This window comes from Microvirga sp. 2MCAF38, assembly GCF_052115485.1.
In the GTDB taxonomy this organism is placed as follows: domain Bacteria; phylum Pseudomonadota; class Alphaproteobacteria; order Rhizobiales; family Beijerinckiaceae; genus Microvirga.
Window position 1 is genome coordinate 94,620 of the sequence record NZ_JBFRGU010000002.1, and the last position, 23,382, is coordinate 118,001.

General features: G+C 61.0%; 17 protein-coding genes. 6 read left to right on the forward strand and 11 right to left on the reverse strand.

The features are described 5' to 3' along the window. Positions 1 to 284 precede the first annotated feature (284 nt). Positions 285 to 3,977, reverse strand: a complete 3,693-nt coding sequence (locus AB4072_RS05045; RefSeq protein ID WP_441965916.1) for a vitamin B12-dependent ribonucleotide reductase — start codon at positions 3,975 to 3,977, stop codon at positions 285 to 287. Positions 3,978 to 4,719: 742 nt separating this feature from the next. Here AB4072_RS05045 and AB4072_RS05050 point away from each other — a divergent pair. From AB4072_RS05050 to AB4072_RS05060, 3 genes are all read left to right on the forward strand, one after another. After that, entirely contained in the window at positions 4,720 to 5,130 is a 411-nt protein-coding gene (locus tag AB4072_RS05050) for an NADH:ubiquinone oxidoreductase subunit NDUFA12 (RefSeq protein ID WP_441965918.1), read from the forward strand. An 18-nt stretch (positions 5,131 to 5,148) separates the two neighbouring features. Next, positions 5,149 to 5,373: a hypothetical protein gene (locus tag AB4072_RS05055; protein ID WP_441965919.1), complete on the forward strand. Its 225-nt coding sequence runs from the start codon at positions 5,149 to 5,151 to the stop codon at positions 5,371 to 5,373. Between the two features lie 314 nt (positions 5,374 to 5,687). Further along, positions 5,688 to 6,689 (forward strand): hypothetical protein, encoded by a 1,002-nt coding sequence (locus AB4072_RS05060; RefSeq protein WP_441965921.1) that lies wholly within the window; start codon positions 5,688 to 5,690, stop codon positions 6,687 to 6,689. Between the two features lie 36 nt (positions 6,690 to 6,725). Here the strand turns inward: AB4072_RS05060 and AB4072_RS05065 are convergent, their stop codons facing one another. Both AB4072_RS05065 and AB4072_RS05070 read right to left on the reverse strand, forming a co-directional pair. Then, entirely contained in the window at positions 6,726 to 7,484 is a 759-nt protein-coding gene (locus tag AB4072_RS05065) for an aldo/keto reductase (RefSeq protein ID WP_441965922.1), read from the reverse strand. 2 nt (positions 7,485 to 7,486) lie between these two features. Beyond that, complete coding sequence (locus AB4072_RS05070) at positions 7,487 to 8,104, reverse strand: hypothetical protein (protein WP_441965924.1); 618 nt, start codon at positions 8,102 to 8,104, stop codon at positions 7,487 to 7,489. Positions 8,105 to 8,424: 320 nt separating this feature from the next. Between AB4072_RS05070 and AB4072_RS05075 the strand changes: the two genes are divergently transcribed. Continuing rightward, positions 8,425 to 9,012: a DUF2155 domain-containing protein gene (locus AB4072_RS05075; RefSeq protein WP_441965926.1), complete on the forward strand. Its 588-nt coding sequence runs from the start codon at positions 8,425 to 8,427 to the stop codon at positions 9,010 to 9,012. Here AB4072_RS05075 and aat read toward each other — a convergent pair. From aat to AB4072_RS05100, 5 genes are all read right to left on the reverse strand, one after another. Then, positions 9,009 to 9,671, reverse strand: a complete 663-nt coding sequence (gene aat, locus AB4072_RS05080; protein WP_441965928.1) for a leucyl/phenylalanyl-tRNA--protein transferase — start codon at positions 9,669 to 9,671, stop codon at positions 9,009 to 9,011. The two genes, AB4072_RS05075 and aat, sit on opposite strands and share 4 nt — an antisense overlap. Before the next feature lie 162 nt (positions 9,672 to 9,833). Beyond that, positions 9,834 to 11,189 (reverse strand): acetyl-CoA carboxylase biotin carboxylase subunit, encoded by a 1,356-nt coding sequence (accC, locus tag AB4072_RS05085; protein ID WP_441965930.1) that lies wholly within the window; start codon positions 11,187 to 11,189, stop codon positions 9,834 to 9,836. 4 nt (positions 11,190 to 11,193) lie between these two features. Next, on the reverse strand, positions 11,194 to 11,685 hold the full coding sequence (accB, locus tag AB4072_RS05090; protein ID WP_441965932.1) for an acetyl-CoA carboxylase biotin carboxyl carrier protein: 492 nt from the start codon (positions 11,683 to 11,685) through the stop codon (positions 11,194 to 11,196). 25 nt (positions 11,686 to 11,710) lie between these two features. Next, entirely contained in the window at positions 11,711 to 12,178 is a 468-nt protein-coding gene (gene aroQ / locus AB4072_RS05095; RefSeq protein ID WP_441965934.1) for a type II 3-dehydroquinate dehydratase, read from the reverse strand. Between the two features lie 255 nt (positions 12,179 to 12,433). Beyond that, positions 12,434 to 13,210: a DsbA family protein gene (locus AB4072_RS05100; RefSeq protein WP_441965936.1), complete on the reverse strand. Its 777-nt coding sequence runs from the start codon at positions 13,208 to 13,210 to the stop codon at positions 12,434 to 12,436. A gap of 427 nt (positions 13,211 to 13,637) precedes the next feature. On the opposite strand from AB4072_RS05100, the gene AB4072_RS05105 reads away from it, so the two are divergent. Continuing rightward, on the forward strand, positions 13,638 to 14,819 hold the full coding sequence (locus AB4072_RS05105; RefSeq protein ID WP_441965938.1) for a pyridoxal phosphate-dependent aminotransferase: 1,182 nt from the start codon (positions 13,638 to 13,640) through the stop codon (positions 14,817 to 14,819). 4 nt (positions 14,820 to 14,823) lie between these two features. Here AB4072_RS05105 and AB4072_RS05110 read toward each other — a convergent pair whose 3' ends face one another. The 3 genes from AB4072_RS05110 to AB4072_RS05120 all read right to left on the reverse strand — a co-directional run bounded on the left by AB4072_RS05110 (position 14,824) and on the right by AB4072_RS05120 (position 21,428). Next, positions 14,824 to 16,710, reverse strand: coding sequence for a cadherin domain-containing protein (locus AB4072_RS05110; protein ID WP_441965940.1), 1,887 nt, complete (start codon positions 16,708 to 16,710; stop codon positions 14,824 to 14,826). Between the two features lie 186 nt (positions 16,711 to 16,896). Further along, the gene (locus tag AB4072_RS05115) at positions 16,897 to 18,729 is read right to left on the reverse strand and encodes a cadherin domain-containing protein (RefSeq protein WP_441965942.1); all 1,833 of its coding nucleotides are present in this window, start codon (positions 18,727 to 18,729) and stop codon (positions 16,897 to 16,899) included. Between the two features lie 119 nt (positions 18,730 to 18,848). Beyond that, complete coding sequence (locus tag AB4072_RS05120; protein WP_441965944.1) at positions 18,849 to 21,428, reverse strand: Rne/Rng family ribonuclease; 2,580 nt, start codon at positions 21,426 to 21,428, stop codon at positions 18,849 to 18,851. Between the two features lie 621 nt (positions 21,429 to 22,049). Here AB4072_RS05120 and AB4072_RS05125 point away from each other — a divergent pair. Continuing rightward, positions 22,050 to 23,324, forward strand: a complete 1,275-nt coding sequence (locus AB4072_RS05125; protein WP_441965946.1) for an N-acetylmuramoyl-L-alanine amidase — start codon at positions 22,050 to 22,052, stop codon at positions 23,322 to 23,324. Positions 23,325 to 23,382: the final 58 nt, after the last annotated feature.

A 23,382-nucleotide genomic window follows, 5' to 3' on the forward strand; every position in this document is an offset into this window, starting at 1 on the left:
AGTTACAAGATTCATCGCCGGCCTCATCAGGTTATTCTGAAAATAGTCAGCTGTCTCGATCGCCCTTGCTTGAGGGCAACCGCACTACCGCTGTCAGGCCACGCTTTCGCGCAGAAGGTTTTCGATTTTCAAGTCGAGATCGCGTGGGGGACGGGCGGAGCACCCGCCGCAAAAGATAAGCCCGCCTCATCGGGTGAGGCGGGCTTGGCTTCATTTGAGGCGCGCTATGGGGTGATTATCACCATTCTATGCGAGCGTCCTCATCATCAGTGCCCTAATCTAACTCAGCTACACCCCGTCGTGCTTCCGCATGTGTCGCACTTCAAACAAGTCCCATTCCGAACCAGCGTGAAGTTCGCGCATTCCGGGCAGGCCTCGCCCACATAGCCCTTCATCTTCGCCTCGGCGCGCTTGTCGGCGAGCGAAGTGGTGGCGGGGGCGGTGAAGCCGAGTTTGGCTATTTCCGCTTCGCCGACGACCTCTTGCAGCAGCTCGCTCTTGAGAGCGGCGGCGCCTGAGGTGGCCAGCGCCACGGCGGGGGCGGCGGCGCGGGCGAGGGCGGCTCCGCCGGGGATGAGCATCAGGCGGTCGACATTGCCGCGGGTGAAGCCGCGGGAAACGATTGCAGTGGCAGGCGCGGGCTCGGGAGCCTTCGACTGGTTCTCGCCCTGGCCGATGGTGGTGGGGCCGGCTTCCGACGGATCGACATGCGCGAGATCGTTGCGTCCGAGATAGGACACGGCGAGTTCGCGGAACACGTAGTCGAGGATCGAGGTTGAGCTCTTGATGCGCTCGTTGCCCTGCACGAAGCCCGCGGGCTCGAAGCGCGTGAAGGTGAAGGCCTCCACGTATTCTTCCAGCGGCACGCCGTATTGCAGGCCGAGCGAGATGGCGATGGCGAAGTTGTTCATCATCGCGCGGAAGGCGGCGCCTTCCTTGTGCATGTCGATGAAGATTTCACCGAGGCTGCCATCGTCGTATTCGCCCGTGCGCAGATACACCTTGTGACCGCCGACGACGGCCTTCTGGGTGTAGCCCTTGCGGCGATCCGGCATCTTCTGGCGTTCGTGTACCTTCACCACGCGCTCGATCACCTTCTCGACGATGCGCTCGGACAATTGTGCGGCCTTCGCTGCAGCGGGCAGCGCGACAAAAGCCTCGACGGCATCCTCCGCATCCTCTTCCTCATCACTGATGAGAGCGGAATTCAGCGGCTGCGAGAGCTTGGAGCCGTCGCGGTAGAGCGCGTTCGCCTTCAACGCCAGACGCCAGGACAGCATGTAGGCGTTCTTGCAATCCTCGACGGTGGCGTCGTTCGGCATGTTGATGGTCTTCGAGATCGCGCCCGAGATGAAGGGCTGCGCCGCCGCCATCATGTGGATGTGGCTCTCCACCGACAGGTAACGCTTGCCGATGCGACCGCACGGATTGGCGCAATCGAACACTGCGTAGTGCTCTTCCTTGAGGAAGGGCGCGCCTTCGAGAGTCATCGCGCCGCAGACGTGGATGTTCGCGGCCTCGATATCGGCCTTCGAGAAGCCGAGGAAGGTGAGAAGGTCGAACGAGGGATCGTTCAGCTTCTCGGCCGGAACCTTCAGCGCGCCGGTGAGGAAATCCTCGCCGATGGTCCACTTGTTGAAGACGAACTTGATGTCGAAGGCGCTCTTGAGACCCTTCTCGACAGCCTCGATCTTCTCGTCCGTAAAGCCCTTCGCAGAGAGCGTCGCGCCGTTGATAGCGGGTGCCTGACGAAGCGAGCCGTGGCCGACCGCATAGGCCTCGATCTCGGCGATCTCCGCTTCGCGATAGCCGAGCGCGCGAAGCGCGTCCGGCACGGCGCGGTTGATGATCTTGAAGTAGCCGCCGCCTGCGAGCTTCTTGAACTTCACGAGGGCGAAGTCGGGCTCGATGCCGGTGGTGTCGCAATCCATCACGAGGCCGATGGTGCCGGTCGGCGCGATGACGGTGGCTTGCGCATTGCGGTAGCCGTGCTTCTCGCCGAGTTCGAGCGCCTTGTCCCATGCGGCCTTGGCGTGCGCGACGAGGGTCTGATCGGGGCAGGAGGCGTGATCGAGCGGAACCGGGTTGACGCTCAGGCCTTCATAGCCCGTGTCTTGACCATGCGCCGCGCGGCGATGGTTGCGGATGACGCGCAGCATGTGCTTCGCGTTCTTGGCGTAGTTCGGGAACGGGCCCAGCTCGCCCGCGATTTCCGCCGAGGTGGTGTAGGACACGCCGGTCATGATCGCGGTGAGAGCGCCGCCGAGGGCGCGACCTTCCGCCGAGTCATAGGACAGGCCCATGGTCATGAGCAGGCCGCCGATATTGGCGAAGCCGAGGCCCAGCGTGCGGTACTCGTAAGAAAGCTGCGCGATTTCCTTGGACGGGAACTGCGCCATCGTCACCGAGATCTCGAGCACCACCGTCCACAGACGGCAGGCATGCTCATAGGACTCGGCGTTGAAGGTCTTGGCTTCGCGATCGTAGAACTGCAACAGGTTGGCGGAAGCCAGATTGCAGGCGGTGTCGTCGAGGAACATGTATTCCGAGCAGGGATTCGACGCCCGGATGCGGCCACCGGCAGGGCTGGTGTGCCAATCGTTCATGGTGGTGTTGAAGTGCAGGCCGGGATCGGCGGAGGCCCACGCGGCGTGGCCGATCTGCTCCCACAGGTCGCGGGCTTTGAGCGTCTTGATCACCTTGCCGTCCTTGCGGGCGGTGAGGTTCCAATCCGCATTCGCTTCGACAGCGCGCAAGAAGTCGTCGGTCAGTGAGACCGAGTTGTTCGAGTTCTGGCCGGAGACGGTGAGGTACGCTTCCGAATCCCAATCGGTGTCGTAGATCGGGAAGTCGATATCCGTGTAGCCTTGCTTGGCGAACTGGATAACGCGCTTGATGTAGTTGTCCGGAATCATGACCCGGCGAGCCATCTTGATCTCGCGCTTCAGAGCCGGGTTCTTCTCCGGATCGAAGCAGGCGTCGTCGGCGGCCTCGCAGTTCACGCAGGCCTTCATAATGGCCTTGAGGTGCTTGTTGCCGAGCTTGGAGCCGGTGACGAGAGCCGCAACCTTCTGCTCCTCCTTCACCTTCCAATCGATATAGGCCTCGATATCCGGGTGATCGACATCGACCACCACCATCTTCGCCGCGCGGCGCGTGGTGCCGCCCGACTTGATGGCGCCCGCAGCGCGGTCGCCGATCTTGAGGAAGGACATGAGGCCGGAGGAGCGACCGCCGCCGGAAAGCTTCTCGCCTTCGCCACGCAGCTTGGAGAAGTTGGAGCCGGTGCCCGAGCCGTACTTGAACAGGCGCGCCTCGCGGACCCACAGGTCCATGATGCCGCCCTCATTCACCAGGTCGTCCTCGACGCCCTGGATGAAGCAGGCATGCGGCTGCGGATGTTCGTAGGAGGACTTCGACTTCGTCAGCTTGCCAGTCTTGTAGTCCACATAATAGTGGCCTTGGCCGGGGCCATCGATGCCATAGGCCCAGTGCAGGCCGGTGTTGAACCATTGCGGCGAATTCGGCGCGACCATCTGGTTCGCGAGCATGAAACGCAGCTCGTCGAAGAAGGCCTGCGCATCTTCCTCAGAGGTGAAATAGCCGCCCTTCCAGCCCCAATAGGTCCAACAGCCGGCGAGGCGGTCGAAGACCTGCTTGGAGGAGATTTCGGAACCGTAGTGCTGATCCTCGGGCAGAGCGGCGAGGGCGTCTTCATCCGGCACCGAGCGCCACAGCCAGGAGGGAACGTCGTTTTCCTCGACCTTCTTCAGGCGCGCGGGCACGCCCGCCTTGCGGAAATACTTCTGAGCGAGAACGTCGGACGCGACCTGGCTCCAGGTCTCCGGCACTTCGATGTTCTCAAGCTTGAAGACGACCGAGCCGTCCGGATTGCGAATCTCGCTCGTCGCGAGACGGAAAGCGAGTGAAGAATAGGGCGATTGCCCAAGCTTGCTGTAACGCCGCTCGATCCGCATTTTTCAAATTCCTTTATGTGGAGACAATAAGTCCCCTGGCCGCAACTGACGTGCGACTCCTCAGCCCACAATATTTAGACGCCCCAACGATCCCTCCTGAAGGGACCGCCTCATGTGCAACGCCCGATTTTTCACCTTTCCAGGACACATTCTCCTCGTCGTGCAATGTCCGCGCGAGGGTGTGACTCTTTAACCTTGGAAGGGTGTTCGACCGGCCCTTTCAGGTCGGCTGCCGGTCTCGGGTCGGCACATTCACAAAGTAGTCGTAAGGGCACTCCGACGTCAAGAACTTGTGCCATCGAACCTCGCTAAAAACTATATGTAGTGGTTCCTGTGTAAATTGTGGATAGCTTTGAAAGCTCGCGCTAACCCTCGGAGACTCCTTCGAGATTCCAAATAGGCATTTTGTCTGTGGGGTCGTTTCGTGGCTATTGAGGCGTTGCAGAGACGGCAAATGACGTATGGTAAAGTTGAACCCCGACAGACAGCGATTTAGGGCCGGCATTTTACGTGGCGAGGTCCGCATTCGTCGGCAAGTGGCCGCATTTGCTGAGAGAATCATCCAGGCCGCGAGCCCCTCGGCTTTTTCGACGTGGATGAGAGAATCGGAAGGCGATTCTCATCCGCCGTGCGATCTTCGGGGGTGTCGGCGGGACTTTGCCGGATCCTGCTCTAAAGACTGGACTTCCTCACGGGGCGAAGCCATATTCCGCGCGAATTTTAAGAACCTTCGGCGGCAGCGATGAAACAGTTTTGGCTTCAGTTCTTTACCTGGTGGAACGGCCAGACGCTCGGCACGCGATTCTATACGTGGCGTCACGGGCAGTTCGTGGGACAGGACGAGTTCGGCAATAAATATTACCGCGCTCAGGGCCCGCTCATCGACCGGTCCGTCGGGTCGGAGCGTCGCTGGGTGGTCTATATCGGCGATGCGGACGCTTCCCGGGTGCCTCCCGGCTGGCGCGCTTGGCTGAATCACAACGAGGACGTCCCGCCGAGCGAAGACAATTATCAGCCGCGTGAGTGGGAGAAGGGGCACATCCCGAACCTTACGGGGACGCCGCAGGCCTATCGCCCGTCCGGCTCGCAATTGGCCTCGGGCCAGCGCCCGCCCGCCACGGGCGATTATGTGCCGTGGACGCCGGGCGAGTAATCCTGTCCGGGGCAGCTTATGTTGAATCGTGTGAGCCAACGCCGCTGTCTCGAATGTGGACGTCCTTTCGGCGATCCCGATTTCGTCTCCTATTCCGGTCGGGTCGAAAACGGCCCGGCTTATTGGACCGGTGAGGGCGCGCTCTGCTCGCCCGCCTGCTCGACCGCGCATTTCAAAAAGCGGGAGGGGGAAGGTCGGCCTTTGACCATGCCCGCGGATGAGCCTTTCCCGAAGGGCCGCTAGGTCTCGAGTTGTTCCGCTGGAAGCCTGTGCCGATGCCGTTCTGATGAACGGGCCTGAAACCGACGCAAGTGAGAAATCTATCACAACCTTGAGAGATTATCTCGCCGTTGTGACGAGATGTAGTTGTCGTAACGGTATTATCTGCTATTGCAGCGATTCACCAATGTCGTTGCAGTACACTTATGGATACCAGGCAACTTCTGGAAATTGTGACTGGAGTTTATGACGCTGCCCTCGATCCTGCGTTATGGGACCAGGTCATAACCAGGCTATCGAGCTCGCTTCGTGGGAATGCTGGCCTGTTTTCCCAGGACATGAGCAATGATGAGGTCGGTCTCGTCAAGTATGGCGAAGCTGATCTGGCTTATGCAACGCAATATCAGAACTACTATGCGCAGGTAAATCCCTGGTATCGAAACATGCTGGCGGGAGAAAGCCCCGCAGATCGAGAAGGCCGGCTTTTCTTCGGTTCTGAACTGGTGAAACCGGGGGAGCTTGAGCGCACGGAATTCTATGCTGACTGGCTTCGACCGCAGAGCATCTACGAGATGCTGGCCACACCAGTCATCATCAAGGGAAACGGCGTTACGAGCCTGACGATTCTCAGGTCGCGCCGTCATGCTGAATTCGAGCAGCATGAGATCGATCTTTGGAAGCAGCTTCTCCCGCACATCAGGAAAGCCGTCCTGGTTCATCAAAAGGTGTGGCAAAGCGAGCATCAATATCTTGGTGCGCTCGCGGGTTTCGATCAACTGGACGTCGGTGTGATCTTCGTCGCGAGCGATGGGACACTGACATTCGCAAATGCGTCGGCCGAGAAGATACTGAATGCGGGGCAGGGGTTGTCTGTCCGTTTCGGCCGCGTTTGCACTCCATCCGTAGCAATGACCGAAACGCTGCTCCACGCGATACGACAGGCTTCGGCAACCGGCATTGGAAGGTCACTGCACCCGGGGGCCAGCCTCGTGGTTCCGTTCGGTCCCAACCAGGCTTTGAGCGTGACCGTGAGTCCTGTCGGCGCTGACCGGCTGTCGGGTCTTCCCTCGGGGCCAACAGCAATGTTGATCCTTTCCGTTCGCGGCGGTCTTCTCAATCGCTCCACGACGTGGCTCGATCAGTATCGCTTGACTCAGGCCCAGCGTAAATTGCTGGCGGCTCTCGTGGGTGGAAAACAGCTCTCCGAATACGCGGAAGAGGAGCGCTTAAGTATCAATACGGTCAAGAGTCACATGAAGCAGATTTTCGAAAGGACCGGCGAACGCCGTCAGGCGGATGTCATTCGAAAAGTGCTGCAAGCCCAAAGGATGGCGGAGTAAGCGGCTCCACCTTGCGAACGTTTTCTGCCCATAGAATCAGCGGCCGCGCGTGCGAAACGATTCGACGTTCTCTCGCAGGTGTTTCGTCTTGCCCGTCCCCGTGAGAACGATTCCGCTGCCGATCTCATCCTCGATGAAACGGAATGCGGCGCGCGGATCTCCGGCCGCGAGGCCGCCCATGGCGAAGGGGCGGTTGACGATGGCCGTCGCGCCCTTGGCATGGAGAGCCGGGATCAGATCCGCCATGAAGCGGGTATCTACGTTGAACGGAAACTGCAGCGCCTGATAGAGCCCGGTTTCGAGGGCGGCGATGCCCGCCGCCACATCGCTGACGCTTGCCCCGAAAGTCCCCACGCCGCAGGCTTTCGCGTGCTCCACCGCTGCGATCACGTGCGGATGATCGACCACGTCACGGGTCGCCTTGTGAATTTGCAGCACATCGATCCGGCCAAGCTTTTCGAGACTCCGGTCGATGCTCCGGCGCAACGCGTCCTTCCCATGATCGACGAAGCTCGCATGGCTCTCATCGTCCCAATGCTCGCCTGCCTTCGTCATGATGACGATATCCTCGCGGTCTGTGGGAGCGAGATCCGCGAGGAACCGGCCGAAGCGTCCCTCGCTCGCCGCATAAGCGGGGGCCGTATCGAAGATGCGAATGCCGAGATCGAACGCGGTCTTCAAAAGATCGCTCGCTTCCGCTTCCGTCGGTGGAGCACTTTGCGCGACGCCCCATACGCGTCCAAGCGAAACCAGACCGAGGCCGAGTTCGAATGTATCGGGTCGGATTTTTGTCATTCTCAGGCCTCGGGCTTCGGATGAAAATATGATTGCGGACGCATTACGGCGCTCGCAAAAAGGTCGAAGGACTGGATCACATGTCCTTGTGGAACATCGATATTTCTTGCGACACCCGAGCCTTTCAGGACGCCGCCGCGCAGATCCGGATCGGGCTCGCGATGGGTGCCGCCACTGCCCAGGCGACAGTTCTGACAGCGGATCGGGCCGAGAATCTGCGCGCCGTTTCCGATCTCGTTGGACAGGGCAAGCGACCCGCCGCCGAGAAGCCGCGCGCCGTCGCCGATCGTGATGACGGCCTTATTCTCGGCCTTGATTGTGAATCCACCTTCCTCGCCGAGCTCGACGTCGGACCCTATCTCGATCCGTCCCGCACTAGCCACCACCCGCGTCCCCGGAAAAACGACCGTGCCCGCACCGATGCCAAGTTCGCCGTCACTCGCGCATTGGAGGATCGTATTCGGCCACAACGTCACGTTCGCGCCAAGCGTGACACGGGGAGAAATCAAGACCGACAGAGGATCCGGCACTGTTATCCCGCGAGTCGCCAGCCGAATGGTTTCCTCGATCCCGAGAAAACCCAAGGCGCGTCGCCCTTCGTCCAATGCGTCACGGTTCATGTATTTTTTCCCCTAGAGCTTGATCGTGTCTCTTTGAAACACGATCAAGCTCTAGATTCTTCATTGCCGCATGATCCGGGCGAACAAACCGGTTTCCACTTGTTCCGATCATGCTTCAGGGGCGATCTTAGGTCTCGGTTCCGGTGGATGTCGATCCGGTGGAGGGACGATATGCGGTGAATATTCCCGTTGAGCCTTTGGGAAACCAACCCTCTATCCAGGCGCTGCCCTTTTTCCAACATGGTTCGCGTGTTATCGCGTGTCGCAAGGTCGGATAAAGCCACGCTGGCCACTTCAACGCTTCAATGCGGACGGAAAAGATGAACCTCGGATGGACGCGGGCCGGTCTGGTGCTCGCATCGGTGATTTGCGGCGCAGGAGCGGCCCAGGCGGATCGGATCAAGAATCCGACGGCCCTGTTTTCCGGCCTCGACAAGATCACCGGGCGTATCGTGTCGTTCGAGGTGGCGGTCGGCGAGACCGTGCAGTTCGGCTCGCTGCAGATGACGCCGAAGGCCTGCTTCACCAAGCCGCCGAACGAGAACCCGAACACCACCTCGTTTGTGGAAGTGGACGATGTCGGGCTCGACGGCCAATCGAAGCGCATCTTCTCAGGCTGGATGTTCGCTTCGAGCCCGGGCCTGCATGGCGTCGAGCATGCGGTCTACGATCTCTGGCTGGTGGATTGTAAGGGCGGCACCGAGGTCATCACTGAGCCGAAGGATGCGCCTGAGGAATTGCCGCCGATCCAGCCGGAGCCGCCGCGTCAACCCGCGCAGGCTCCGCTGCCTGGGAACATCATGGCGCCAGTGGACGCCGTGCCTGTTCAGCCGGTTCCGCGACAGGTGTTGCCTGCACGGCCGGGCGCGCCGCCCATTCTCAATAACAATCGCTCCAACGACCGTTAAGTTCGAAGGGCGGCGAGCACTTCCTGGCCGCTCACGATTCTTTCGCGCGGCCAGACATACCAGTCGGCGTCCCGGTCCATGGCGGCCTGAAGCTTCAGCTTGTACTGGCGGCGGGAAATCTCGGTGGCGCCAAACTGCGCCAGATGCGGCGTGACGAATTGCGTGTCGAGTAGGGTGAACCCGCCCCGGCGCAGACGCGCGATCAGATGGACGAGGGCGACCTTGGAGGCATCCCGCTCCGTATGGAACATGCTCTCCCCGAAGAAGGCGCTCTTCAGGCGGACACCGTAGAGCCCGCCGACCAGCAGCCCCTCCCGATAGACCTCGACCGTATGGCAATAGCCGGCGTCGAAGAGCGCGCCATAGAGCGCATGAATGCGCTTGCTGATCCAGGTTTTCTCGCGGTCTCGCCCCGGAGCGGCGCAACCGTCGATCACACCTTCGAAATCATGATCGACACGGACCTGAAAGACATCGGATCGGACGGTGCGGGCAAGCCTTTTGCCCGCATGGAATGATTCGAGCGGGATGATGCCGCGCTCGCGGGGCTCGACCCAGAATAGGGAAGGATCGTCGGCATCTTCCGCCATCGGGAAGATACCGGCCGCATAAGCCTTGAGCAGGATCTCAGGCGTGATCTCGATAGAGTCCCCTCGCATCGGGGTACGTTATCACGGTGGGACGCGCGCGCGAAGTGGTGTCCGCGCGCCGTTCTTGGGTGGCTTAGAGCATGATCAGAACAAGTGGAATCCGGTTGTTCGCCCGGATCATGCGGCAATAAGAAACGAGAGTTGATCGTTTCAATCTGAAACGATCAAACTCTAGTTTTCTTCGATGCCGCCCGTCTTGAGGAAATTCTCAAGCCAGTGAATGTCATACTGGCCGTTCTGAATATCCGGGTTGCGGACGAGCGTGCGGAACAGAGGCAGCGTCGTATCGACTCCGTCCACCACGAACTCGTCGAGCGCGCGGCGCAGACGCATCAGGCACTCGTTGCGCGTACGGCCATGAACGATGAGCTTGGCCACGAGCGAATCGTAGTGCGGCGGAATGCGGTAGCCCTGATAGGCGGCCGAATCCACGCGCACGCCGAGGCCACCCGGCGGGTGGAAATAGCTGATCGTGCCGGGCGAGGGGCGGAAGGTCGCATGATGCTCCGCGTTCACACGGCATTCGATGGCATGGCCCTCGATCTTGATGTCGCTCTGCTTCACGGAAAGCGAATGACCGGCCGCCACACGGATCTGCTCGTTGACCAGATCGATCCCGGTGATCATCTCGGTGACAGGATGCTCGACCTGGATGCGCGTGTTCATCTCGATGAAGTAGAACTCGCCGTCCTCGTAGAGAAATTCGATGGTGCCGGCGCCCGCATATTGCAGGTCCTGCATCGCCTTGGCGACGACGCCGCCGATGCGCTCGCGCATCTCGACATTGAGCGCGGGCGAGGGGCCTTCTTCCCAGACCTTCTGGTGACGACGCTGGAGCGAGCAATCGCGCTCGCCGAGATGGATCGCGTTGCCCTTACCGTCGCCGAGCACCTGGATTTCAATATGACGCGGCTTCTCGAGATACTTCTCGATATAGACCGCATCGTCACCGAAAGCGGCCTTGGCCTCGGTCTTCGCGGATTCGAGAGCGTAGACGAGATCCTCTTCCGTGCGCGCGACTTTCATGCCGCGTCCGCCGCCACCGGCGGCAGCCTTGATGATCACCGGATAGCCGATGTCCTTAGCGACGCGCTTGGCCTCGACTTCATCGGTGATGCCGCCCTCGGAGCCGGGCACGCAAGGGATGCCGAGGCGCTTCGCGGTACGCTTCGCCTCGATCTTGTCGCCCATCATGCGGATGTGTTCCGCCTTGGGACCGATGAAGGCGATGTGGTGATGCTCCAGCACTTCCGCGAAACGGGCGTTCTCGGACAGGAAGCCGTAGCCGGGATGGACCGCATCCGCGCCGGTGATTTCGCAGGCGGCGATGAGCGCCGGAATGTTGAGATAGCTGTCGCGGGCAGGCGGCGGGCCGATGCAGACGCTCTCGTCGGCGAGGCGCACGTGCATGGCGTCGGCATCGGCGGTGGAGTGAACCGCGACGGTGGCGATGCCCAGTTCCTTCGCAGCGCGTAGGATGCGCAGCGCGATTTCGCCCCGGTTGGCGATGAGGATCTTGTCGAACATCGGCTTACTCGATGACGATCAGCGGCTCGCCATATTCGACCGGCGTGCCGTCTTCGACGAAGATGGACGTGACCGTTCCGGCGCGAGGCGCGACGATCTCGTTGAAGGTCTTCATGGCTTCGACCAGGAGAAGCTTGTCGCCGGCCTGCACCTTGGACCCGATTTCGATGAAGGGCTTCGCCTCCGGGGAAGCGCGCCGGTAGGCCGTGCCGACCATCGGCGAGAGAACCGCGCCGGGATGGCTGGCGGCGGACTTGGCGGTTGCCGGGGCGCTCTCGGTTACGGTCGGCGGCGGAGCGACGACGGGAGCGGGAGCTGCAGCAGGAGCGGCGTAACCGGCTGGCCCATAGGGAAGTGTCACATGCGTCGGAGCGGCACGTGCCACGCGGATGCGCAGATCGCCCTTTTCCACCTCGATTTCTGTGAGATCGGTATCGGAGATCAGGGACGCCAGCTCACGCACGAGATCGGGATCGAAAGGATTTTCTTTAGCCATGGGCCTGCCTCTTAATCTTGAGGAATCAATGTTTTGAAGGTTGCTTCGCGCGCATCCGCTCGACCATCACCTGATGAACCGCGTCCACGCCGAGGATGTAGCTCACCGGGCCGAAGCCGCAAATCACACCAACGCAGACAGGGGCGATCAGGGAGCGATGGCGGAAGCCTTCGCGAGCATGCACGTTTGACAGATGGACTTCGACCGTGGGCGCTCCGGAGCCGGAGATGGCGTCCCGAAGGGCAATCGAAGTGTGGGTATAGGCACCGGCATTGATGACGATCCCAGCCCCTTGTGCGCCCGCTTCCTGAATCCAGTCCACGAGCTGCCCCTCGTGGTTCGACTGGCGGAAAGTAATATTCGCCGCAACCTTCGCAGCACTCTCGCGCACGAGCCGTTCGATCTCGGGAAGCGTGACGCTCCCGTAGATGTGCGGCTCTCGGCGGCCCAGCATGTTCAGGTTGGGTCCGTTCAGGACGTGGATGGCGGTCATTACAGCGGAAACGCTCCAAAAGCCCCCGCGGACGGGAGCTGAAAGGCCCTATTATCCAAAAGCACGGCCGTGGGAAAGGGTATTGGAGCGATCATCCCACGGGAAGCGGGTGGAAGATCAAAGAAAACCTTGATCAACGGTCCTAGGCAGGGACAGGGCGACCCCGTCTGTCATTCCGGGGCGCCGCAGGCGAACCCGGAACCCATAACCACTGGTGTCGCCGTGCGCGGCCCCGGAATGACGGAGGCGGGTTTCTCAGCAGGTCGCCTTGCCGCACTGGCGGACGCTGGCGACGACCTTCTTGAGGGGATCGAGGCCGACGGCGCCTGAAATGACCTCGTCGCCGATGATGAAAGCCGGGGTGCCGGTCAGGCCGAGCTTGTCGCCGAGATCCGCGTTTTCCGCGAGCGCAGCTTTGACATCGGTGCCGTTCATGTCCTTTTGCAGGCGCGCAACGTCGAGACCCATTTCCTTTGCGACGGCGATGGCGCGATCGCCGTTCACGCGGCCACGGCTTTCCAGGAGCTTGGTGTGGTACTCGAAGAGCTTGTCGGCGGAGAGCTGGTTCTTGGCCGCGAGGGCGACGCGGCTCGCTTCCACGGATTCAGGACCGAGAACCGGGAAGTCCTTCAGGACGATGCGGAGCTTCGGGTCAGATTTCGTAAGCGTCTGAAGGTCGCTGAGCGCGCGTTTGCAATAGCCGCAATTGTAGTCGAAGAACTCGACCAGGGTGACATCGCCGGTCGGGTTGCCGACCACGAAAGAATGGGGCGCGCTCAGGATCGCCTGCTTGGATTCCTTCATCACGGCGGATTGCGCTACGCGCTGCTGATCCGCCTGGCGCTTTTCAAGCTCGGCGATGACTTCCTGCAGAAGCTCCGGGTTCTTGAGAAGGTAATCCCGCACGATTTCGCCGATGGCCTGGCGCTGCGTCTCGTTGAACGTGGTGTTCTGCGCGGAAGCCGGCGCGCCGACGGCGAGCATTCCGGCAACAGCGACCATTCCGAAAACGTGGCGAAGAGAAAAGCGCATCGTCCGTCCTTGTGACAAAACCGCGTCGAGGGGCGGCAGGTCTTCCAATTGTTTCAAAACCAGGCCTTGGTCGCAGGGCGGAGCATCCGAATCCGCATCCCAATCAATTATCTGGTACCTGGGTTAAAGGGTTGCAAAGGCAAACGTCAAATCACGGCTTCGTTGGGCCGTGACTCAGTTTGATGAGGATAAGTCACAGGCTTTCCCTCCCTCTTGCGGGGAGGGACGACGGGTGGGGGTAATCTGACCGGGTGAAACTTTCATACGTCTGGCACTGGCAGCCTTCCTGCTTATCGGATCACAGGCAACGCTCTGACTTTTCATACTCCTCCCCACAAGGGGGAGGGAAGAGCACGGATCAAGCTGAGTCACTACCCTTCGTTGGGGGGTGTTGAAGCGATCGGCCTGAACGGATACGAGCCCTGTCATGACAAAATCGATCGCCAATCCGCCGGTTCCTCAAGTCGCCCGCCGCATGGAGCGCGTGTCGTCCTTCCTTGCGATGGATGTATTAAGCGCCGCCGCGGCGAAAGAAAGGCGAGGGGGCAGCGTCATCCATATGGAGGTGGGCCAGCCCTCCGCCGCCGCGCCCCGTATCGTCCGCGAAGCGGCCAAGGCCGCGCTGGATCTGGGAAAGATCGGCTACACTGAGGCCCTGGGGATCGCCGCCTTGCGCGAGCGCATCGCGCGTCACTACCGGGAGACCTACGGCGTTACCATCGCGCCGGAGCGCGTCGTGGTGACGACGGGGTCCTCGGCGGGGTTCGTGCTCGCGTTCCTGAGCCTCTTCGACGCAGGCCAGCGGGTCGCGATCACCGCGCCCGGATATCCGGCTTACCGCAATATTCTCGAGGCGCTGGATCTCGAACCGGTCGTCATTCCGCTCGCCAAGGCCGATGGTTGGATCATGACGGCGAGTGCCATCGAGAAGGCTTATGCGGAAAAGCCCTTCCACGGCATTCTCGCCATGAGCCCGGCCAACCCCTCCGGCACCATGATCGGCCGCGCCGCGCTGGCCGCCTTGGGCGAGACCTGCCGCCGTCTCGGTCTGTGGTTCGTCTCCGACGAGATCTATCACGGCCTGACCTACGGCGAACCCGCCGCGACGGCTCTCGCCTCGGACGATGATGCCGTCGTCATCAACTCGTTCTCCAAATATTACTGCATGACCGGTTGGCGCATCGGCTGGATCGTGGTGCCGGACCGGCTCGTGCGCCCCATCGAGCGGCTGGCGCAGAACCTCTACATCTCGCCGCCCTATCTCTCGCAGGTCGCCGCGCTCGCCGCCTTTGACGCGGTGGAGGAGTTGGAGGAGATCAAGGCGGGATACGCCCGCAATCGGGCGCTTCTTCTGGAGGAACTGCCGCGTATCGGAATTACCGATATGCACCCGGTGGACGGCGCGTTCTACATCTATGCCGATGTCGCCCGCTACACGAACGACTCCATCGCCTTCTGCAAACGCATGCTGGAGGAAACCGGCGTCGCCGCCACGCCCGGCCTCGACTTCGACGCAACCGAAGGCGCGCATTACATGCGCCTGTCCTTCGCAGGCTCGCAGAACGATTGCCGCGAGACGGTGAACAGGCTCAAGGGCTGGCTGAAGTAGGACTTCAGAAAATCAGGAAGTCCTTTTCGCTTAGCTTCGCAGGCTTGTTGCGCAAAACCGCGAACTTGATGGCGCTTTGCGCGCCGATGCCATCGGGGTCGTAATAGAGGCTGCCCGTCTTCGCGTCGTAGATGATGCGATCCCAAGCATCATGCGCTTCGGTGCCTTTCCAGAACGCCTTCTTCGACAAAGCGATGGGGCTCTCCGGCGAGCCCTTTTTGCCGAGCGCTTTGAAGATGGCGTTGTCGAGATGGATCTTGTCCTGCTTCACCGTAAAATCGGTGATGGTGTCGATACCGGTGCCGGATCTCGCCAGCGAGGTATCGAACACGAACACGTCCTTGCCCGCGGAGCCGGTCAGCGTGTCCTTGCCGCGCCCGCCGTGGAGCACGTCTTCTCCCAGCCCGCCCCAGAGTCTGTCGTCGCCGTTGCCGCCCCAAAGCGTATCGTGCCCGTCGGTGCCGATCAGGCGATCTTTCTTCGACGTCCCTTCGATGATTTCGCCTTCGCGCGGCTGCTCGGGCTCCGGCACGGGACGCTCGAACACATCCTGCACGGTGATGGTGAGGTTCTGCTCATGGGACAGGCCGCCTGCATCCGTGACTTTCACACGGACGGAATGCGATGTGGCCTGCTCATAGTCGAGCAAGGCACTGTTGGCGACCACGAGCTTTTCACCCTTTTCGCCCTGCAGGGCGAAGCGGCCATTGGCGTCGTCGAGAAGCGTGTAGGTGAAGGTGTCTCCTGTGTCGGGATCTTGCGCGCTCAGGGTCCCGACCAGGGTGTCTTTCTTCGCCATCTCGTCTACGCCGCCGCCCGAGAGGTCGATCCGTTCCGGCGCGTGGTTGATGGGAAAGGACGGGTCCACCAGCGTTACTGTGACGTAGGATTCGTAGGCCAGTTCGTTGGTGAAATAGAAGTCGATTTCGATCGGCGCGGTGATCGTGTCGGTCTTGTTCGAATAGGTGAGGGTGCGCACGAGCTTCTGCACCCGTGCAGCCGAGGCGGTGTCGGCATCGAGCTTGAACTCCAGCCACTGGTTTTGCTCGTTCGTGCGAATCTTTCCGAGCCGGACGCCGTCCACGCTGACCTCGCTGCCGTCCTCAAGGCCCTTGGACAGGGAGATGCCGCTGCCCTCCGAGATGTCGATGCCGAAGCGACCGTTTTGCGGCCCGCCCTCGCGCACGTTGACCGCCAAGAGCCACAGGCCGAGGCCTGTCTCCACAGTCGCGTTGCGGCCTGCATCGAGTGCAACGGCCTCGCCCGTGAAGGAGGCCCGGTCGCCGTCCAGAGCGCCGACATCGAGAAGGCTGGAGGACACCGTAATGTCCCCGGCGGCGTTCTTTGCCTCCACAGTTTCCAGACCGTTGCGGTGGATTAGACGTCTTTCCTCCCAGGAGAGTGTTCCGCCGGTGAAAACGAGCCTGTCGTTGGCTGTGTCACCTGCCGTAACGGCGAGGGCCATGGCCTTGTCGTCCACGGTCACGAGCGCATTGCTCACATAGATCGACTGGAAGCCCGTGATGGACTTGCCCACGAGATTGACCGTTGGGCCGTAGATGGCGATCTGGTCGTTCCCGCCGCCACCATCGATGCTGACCACATCCGCGATCTGCCCGGACGCAAGGTAGATGATGTCGTCCTCCGACGATCCTCGGATCGTCTCGATGCTCTGGAGCCGCTTGATCTGGTGAATGGAGAACTGCCCGCCCGACATGAGCTGGAGCGTATCGTCGCCCGCGCCTCCGGAGAGTTCGTCATTGCGGTCCAGATGCGCCTGGGAAGCAATGAACGTGTCGTTGCCGCCCCCACCGACCAGCGTCTCGTCATTGACGGTCAGATAGATTTCTTCGCCGATTGGGGTTGCGAGGTCGAGATCGGAGGCGGGCATGGGCGTCCCTTATTTATTTGGGACCAACAGTCTTAAACGAAACGATACAGTCATTCAAATCATTGATATCGCAGCGATATTTCGTACGGTCTTGCATTCGGTGAAATGAAATGAAAAAGCCGACCGGGAAGCCCGGCCGGCCTTGAAAAAATACGATTTAAAACAGCCTTACGAGCTTGCTTGCGCTCACACTACGAAGAAATCGCTGGCGCTCAGTTTCTCTTTGTTGGCGATCTTGATGATCTCGACCGGCTTGTAGCGGGAGCCCGCACCATCGGCGTCGTAGTAGACGATGCCTTTCTTATAGATGATGTAGTCGTTGGAGTCGGTCGCTTTTCCGGTCTTGAAGAACTTCTTGTTCAAGGGAGCAGGCGACGCCTCGGAACCTGTTTTGCCGAGCTTCTTGAAGATGTTCTTGCCGAGCCAGATCTTGTCCTCGCCCCGCGTGAAGTCGGTGATCGTATCGAAGTTTATCTTCTTGTTCTGGTTGCGGGACGTCGTGCCTTTTCCGAGCGCCGTGTTGAACACGAAAATGTCGGCGCCAGCACCGCCGGTGAGCACGTCGTTGCCTGATAGGCCGTTCAACTTGTCGGCTCCGATGCTACCCTTCAGCGTATCCTTCTTGCTCGTACCCTGCTGGCTCTCCAGAAGGTCGGTCACCTTGATGGTGATCGCCTGATTGGCAGAAAGGCCTGTGCCGTTCTGATCCTTCACCTTCACGGATAGAGTGTGGTTGTTCGCGCGCTCATAATCGAGCACAACCCCGGCTTTGACCTTGACCTGACCCGTGACGGCATCGATCTCGAAGGTGTCGTCGGTCAGGGAGTAACGGAGACCCGCCGCGCCACCGTCATCATCAGCCGACACGGTCGCGACCACGAACCCACCCGTCTTGTTTTCCTCCACGGACGCGACGGTGCCGCCGGTTGTGAGGTGAATGTTCGTTGGAGGCGTGTTCGTGCCTTCAGGTGTTCCACTAAACACCTCGGTCATGAGTGTGGAGTTCGGTGCATTCAGCCAGCTTATGACGAACGAGCCGTCGGTGAGGGCGACGACCTCGGGATTCATCTGATCGCCGGCTGCATTCGAGCCGACTAGCAATGGTGGGATTATGACCGTTCCATCTGCTGAGCAGGCAGCAACGTAAACGTCGTAATCCGATACATTGGCGACCTGGACAAGGAGGGCGAAACCTCCGTTCGCCAACTCGGTGATGCTCAGGGATCGAACGGCCCCGGGCGGGGTCGCGAAGCTCACGGCCTCTCCGACCGGATCCCGGTTCGAATCGAACACCTGCGCCTTGATCACAGAGTCGCCGCCGACCGTCGTGTTGTCTTGCCAGGCGATTACGAATTTGCCGCCGGCCAGGGCTGCCACCGCTTGATTGACCGGAGCATCCGGGCCGGACCGGACAACAAACTTATCAACTGGGTTCGAGCTCGTACGGTCCTCGATCCTTATCGAAGTCCCGTTGTTATAAAGAATGAGAAAGGCCCCTGTCGTCAGAGCTGCGAAAGCATGTCGGCCGCTGTCTTGGGCCGCCTGATAATCAATGGCGATTACGTTTTCGGTGACTGTTGCTGCTGCGACGACCTGTTCAGGGGCGCCCGGATCACTTCCTTCGCGTAGACTATGGTAGAGGACTTTGTAATTTCCTTCACCAAGATCGTAAACTTGGGGATCGGGATGAGGCCTGCCCTGCGCAAAGCCAAGATCCGCCGCAAGGCCGATCAATTGCCGACCATCCCCTAGCCGCTGAGCCATCACAGAGCCGCTTTCCACCCATGTCACGACGGTGTCGCCGTTGGAGAGGAGGGTGGCGCTGACATCTACTCGGGGTGTCTCACCCGTCGCGATCACAATCTGACCACCTCGATGCGAGCCGTCGGCATTGAAGGCCTGCCCGAAGACACTCGTGCCGTCGGTCCAGACCGTCAGATAAGAGCCATCCGCCTGCCGAACCAAGTCGCCGCTTGTGGCGGCAATGGTGAAGTTCATATTTCCAGAGGCAAAGGCCATCGGCGCCTCTCTGTTACGAAGTATTGTTACTATAATAAGGCCTCAGAGTTGATCAAGGCGCAGTAAAGAAAAATGGCCGGGACGAGCCCGGCCATTCCTGATTCTGAATTAGTGTCTGATTACGATCCGCTGAGGACCGACTTCGCCTTGGACCACCAGCCGGCCCGCTTCGGACGGTCCGGATCTTCCGGAGTCAGAACGACGGCGACGGGTTCGGGCTCGGGCTCGACCGGCGCCGGGGGCGCTTCGATTACCTTCTCTTCGACAGGCTGTGCTGTCTGAGGCAGGAAGGTTTCTCTTGCGATGGGTTCTCTCGCGACGCGCGGCTCACGCTCTCGGCGGACTGGAGCCTCTACCGGGACCTCTGCCGCGAAGGCCGCTTCCTGCTCGCCAGCCGGACGCTCGGAGACCTGCTCCGCGCCTTCCTCGCGATTGCGGCCACGTCCGCCACGGCGTCCACGACGGCGGCGACGGCCGCCTCGCTCTTCGCCCTGCTCGCCACCCTCGGCCTCGGCGGCTTCCGCGACCTCTTCGCTTTGAGCGGCGTCTTCCTCTTCACCTTCCTCGGATTCAGCGCCTTCGTCGGCTCGTGCTTCGCTGGGAGCACCGTCACGGTCACGTCCGCGACGGCGACGACGGCGGCGGCGACGACGGCCTTGGCCATCCTCTTCTTCGCCACGCTCACCTTCCGGCGCGCCTTCCACGCCTTCTGCTTCGTCCTCTGCCTCTTCGAACGTCGGCTCCTCGACCTCAGCCGGTTCATCGACGGGGATGATCGTGTCGATCTGGACGCCGGTTGCCGCTGCCTTGTGTTCAAGGCGCAGGGCCGGCTCGCCGCGATCGACCGCGAACGTGGTCGTGCCCATCAGGCTGTCATCTGCGAGGACGGTGATGGAGACGCCGAAGCGCGTTTCCAGTTCGCGCAGGTGAATGCGCTTCTGGTTCAGCATGTAGAAGGCTGCCTCCGACCGTGCACGGACGACGAGGTTGTAGCCTGCGTTCTTGATCAGCGTTTCCTCGATGGAGCGCAGCACGTTCAGAGCGACCGACGGGGTCGCGCGAACGAAGCCGGTGCCGGCGCAATGCGGGCAGGGCACCGAGGAGGATTCGAGCACGCCCGTGCGGATGCGCTGGCGTGACATTTCCAGAAGGCCGAAGGGCGAAATGCGTCCGACCTGAATGCGGGCGCGGTCGTTCTTCAGGCACTCGTTCAGCTTCTTCTCGACAGCGCGATTGTTGCGCTTCTCTTCCATGTCGATGAAGTCGATGACGACGAGGCCCGCGAGATCACGCAGACGCAGCTGCCGGGAGATTTCCTCGGCAGCTTCGAGATTGGTGCGAAGAGCCGTGTCCTCGATATTGTGCTCGCGGGTCGATCTCCCTGAGTTCACGTCGATGGAGACGAGCGCTTCCGTCGGGTTGATGACGAGATATCCGCCCGATTTCAACGTGACCGTGTTCGAGAACATGGCATCGAGCTGCGCCTCGACGCCGTGCTTTGCGAAGAGCGGCTGCGGTTCGCGGTAGGGCTGAACGATCTTCGCATGGCTCGGCATGAGCATGCGCATGAAGTCCTTGGCCTCGCGATAGCCTTCGTCTCCCGAGACGAGGATGTCGTCGATATCTTTGTTGTAGAGGTCGCGGATGGCGCGCTTGATGAGCGAGCCCTCCTCATAGACCAGCGACGGCGCGGAGGAGGTGAGGGTGAGTTCCCGCACACTTTCCCACAGGCGCATCAGGTATTCGTAGTCGCGCTTGATTTCCGGCTTGGTGCGCGAGGCGCCCGCCGTGCGCAGGATGATGCCCATTCCGTCCGGCACCTCGAGATCCTGGGCGATCTCCTTCAAGCGCTTGCGGTCGGCCGCGTTGGTGATCTTGCGCGAAATACCGCCGCCACGACCCGTGTTCGGCATGAGAACCGAATAACGCCCAGCAAGCGAGAGATAGGTGGTGAGAGCCGCGCCCTTGTTGCCGCGCTCTTCCTTTACGACCTGAACCAGCAGAACCTGCCGGCGCTTGATCACTTCCTGGATCTTGTACTGCTTGCGCGGCACGCGGGTGCGCTGCGGCATGTCTTCGAGCGCATCGTCGCCGCCGAGCTGCTCGATGACGTGGTGAGGCTCCACGTCGTCGTCTTCGTCGTCGTGATCCTCATCGCCGCTCTCGGCTTCGCCCTCGGATTGGGTGTGGTGCACCTCGGCGGCGCTGCCGCCTTCGAGAAGGACGACTTCTTCCGAGGCCTCGACCATTTCCGTCACATTGCCGGAAACCTCATCCTCGGCGGCTTCGCCTTCGACGGTCTCGCCTTCGGGCAAAGCTGCGCTGACGGTCTCGTCGGTCTCGGCCTTCTTGGGGGCGGAGCGGCGACGGCGGCGGTTGCGGCGCTCCTCCTCCTGCTCTTCCTCGGCTTGAGCCTCTGCCTCGGCTTCGAGGAGCGCCTGACGGTCGGCGACGGGGATCTGGTAGTAATCGGGGTGGATCTCGCTGAAAGCGAGGAAGCCGTGACGGTTGCCGCCATATTCGACGAAGGCCGCCTGAAGCGACGGTTCTACGCGGGTGACCTTCGCGAGGTAGATGTTACCTCGCAACTGCTTCCGGTTAGCTGATTCGAAGTCGAATTCTTCGACCTTTTGACCACGCACCACCACAACCCGGGTCTCTTCCGGGTGGGAGGTATCGATAAGCATCTTGTTTGCCATGTTGGACTCTCGACATGGCGACCGGTGGCAAGACCTTGAGCGAAAGCCGCGCTGAAAGCGGGCGGCCGCGCCGGAAAACGAATCGGCGGGCTGGAAATGCGTGGGGATTGCGAACGGTCGCCATCGTGCGCCGCGTTGGGGCGCATTCTGGGTTAAACCGGGCCGAAGCCATGCCGAAACGTGTCAGGTCGAAACGGATCAAGCATGGGCTGGCGCGAGACAAATCGCGCGCATCGAAAAGTGCATCCACGACAGTCAGGACTGACTTCGCTTGCGCAACCATTCAACGACGGCCCTTTCGAAAACGATGCGCCAGCGGGGCTGGCCATCGGCGAAAAACGGCGGAATTACGCCATATGAGCCTGTCCGTGTGCCTATTGGGCGTGACAAACGGCCGGTAGGATCGATCAACACAATCGTCTCCTCGGGCGCGCCGTCAGATTCGGCCATGCCGGACGGGATCCAGATCATTACAGATCGATTGGGGCATTTGGCAAGATGCTGGGACGATGTGACCTAGTTGCAACATGCCCCGATCAACGGCGTTTTATAGGCGGGAGCTTCATTAACCAAACCCGGACTATGGGGTAGGAGGGGCTCCCGGAGAAGCTGGCGATCAGGATGCACGATCTGTCTTTTTCATGGTTGGGCCGCGCATTCCTGCTCCTGGCGTTCATGGCGGGAGCGGGACAGGTCGTGGCCGCACCGAATGACGGCAAGGCCCCGCCCGCGGCGACGGAATCGGATCGAGGGCCGGCCATCGCCGCCGCGATCAATGTGGAGAGCGAGGCGTCCCGGACCCGTTTCAAGGTGGTTTTGTCCAAGCCAGTGACCGCAAAAGCCTTCGTCATGGAGCGGCCGGACCGTGTCATCGTCGATCTGCCTGAGGTCACCTTCCACGTGCCCGCCGAATCCGGCCGCAAGAAGGAAGGGGCCATCGCTTCCTTTCGCTACGGCCTTTTCGCGCCCGGACAGTCTCGGGTCGTGATCGATCTGGCGCAGCCTGCAATCGTCTCGTCGGTCAACGTTTCATCGCGAATGGACGACGGTTCCTACCTTCTCACTCTCGAACTGACCAAGGTCGAGCGCGAGGAGTACAAGCGTGTGGCAACGGCCAGCGCGACGGCGACGGCAGCCAAACCTCCTATGTCCGTGCCGGAGCCCACTCCAAACAAGGACAATCGCCCCCTCATCGTGCTCGATCCTGGCCACGGCGGCATCGACCCCGGCGCGGCGTCATTGACCGGCACTTTCGAGAAGGAACTGGTTCTCGGCTTCGCCCAACTTCTGAAAAAGCGCCTCGATGAGGGTGGCCGCTATCGCGTGGTCCTGACCCGGGACAGCGACGTCTTCATTTCCTTGGGCGAGCGGGTGAAATTCGCCCAGAAGCGCAAGGCTGACCTCTTCATCTCGATCCACGCGGATTCGATCTCGGGCGGCCAGCAGGATGTTCGGGGCTTGACGGTCTATACTCGCGCGGAACGGGCCTCGGACGCGGATTCAGCCCGTCTTGCCGACCGGGAAAACAAGGCCGATTCCATTGCGGGCGTCGATACCAAGGAAGAGGCGGATGACGTTTCCGACATCCTACAGGAACTCACCTTGCGCGAAACGCGGGTTTTTTCGCACGGATTTGCGACGAATCTCGTCGGCGAACTCGAATCCGTCGCCCGCCTGAACAAGAATTCCCGTCGCGAGGCGGGGTTCTGGGTTCTGCGAGCCCATGACGTGCCCTCGGTTCTGTTGGAACTCGGTTATCTGTCGAGCCGGAAGGATTATGATCTCCTGGTGTCCGACGAGTGGCGCGGCAAGGCTACGGCGGCGATGGCGACGGCCATTGATCGTTTTTTCGCAACACGGCTCGCGAAACCGGGTCCTGCCGCAGTTTTACCATAGATACAGTGTGGATATCCCATAGCGGGCACGCGATTCCTCGGATAACAGGGCAGGGCTG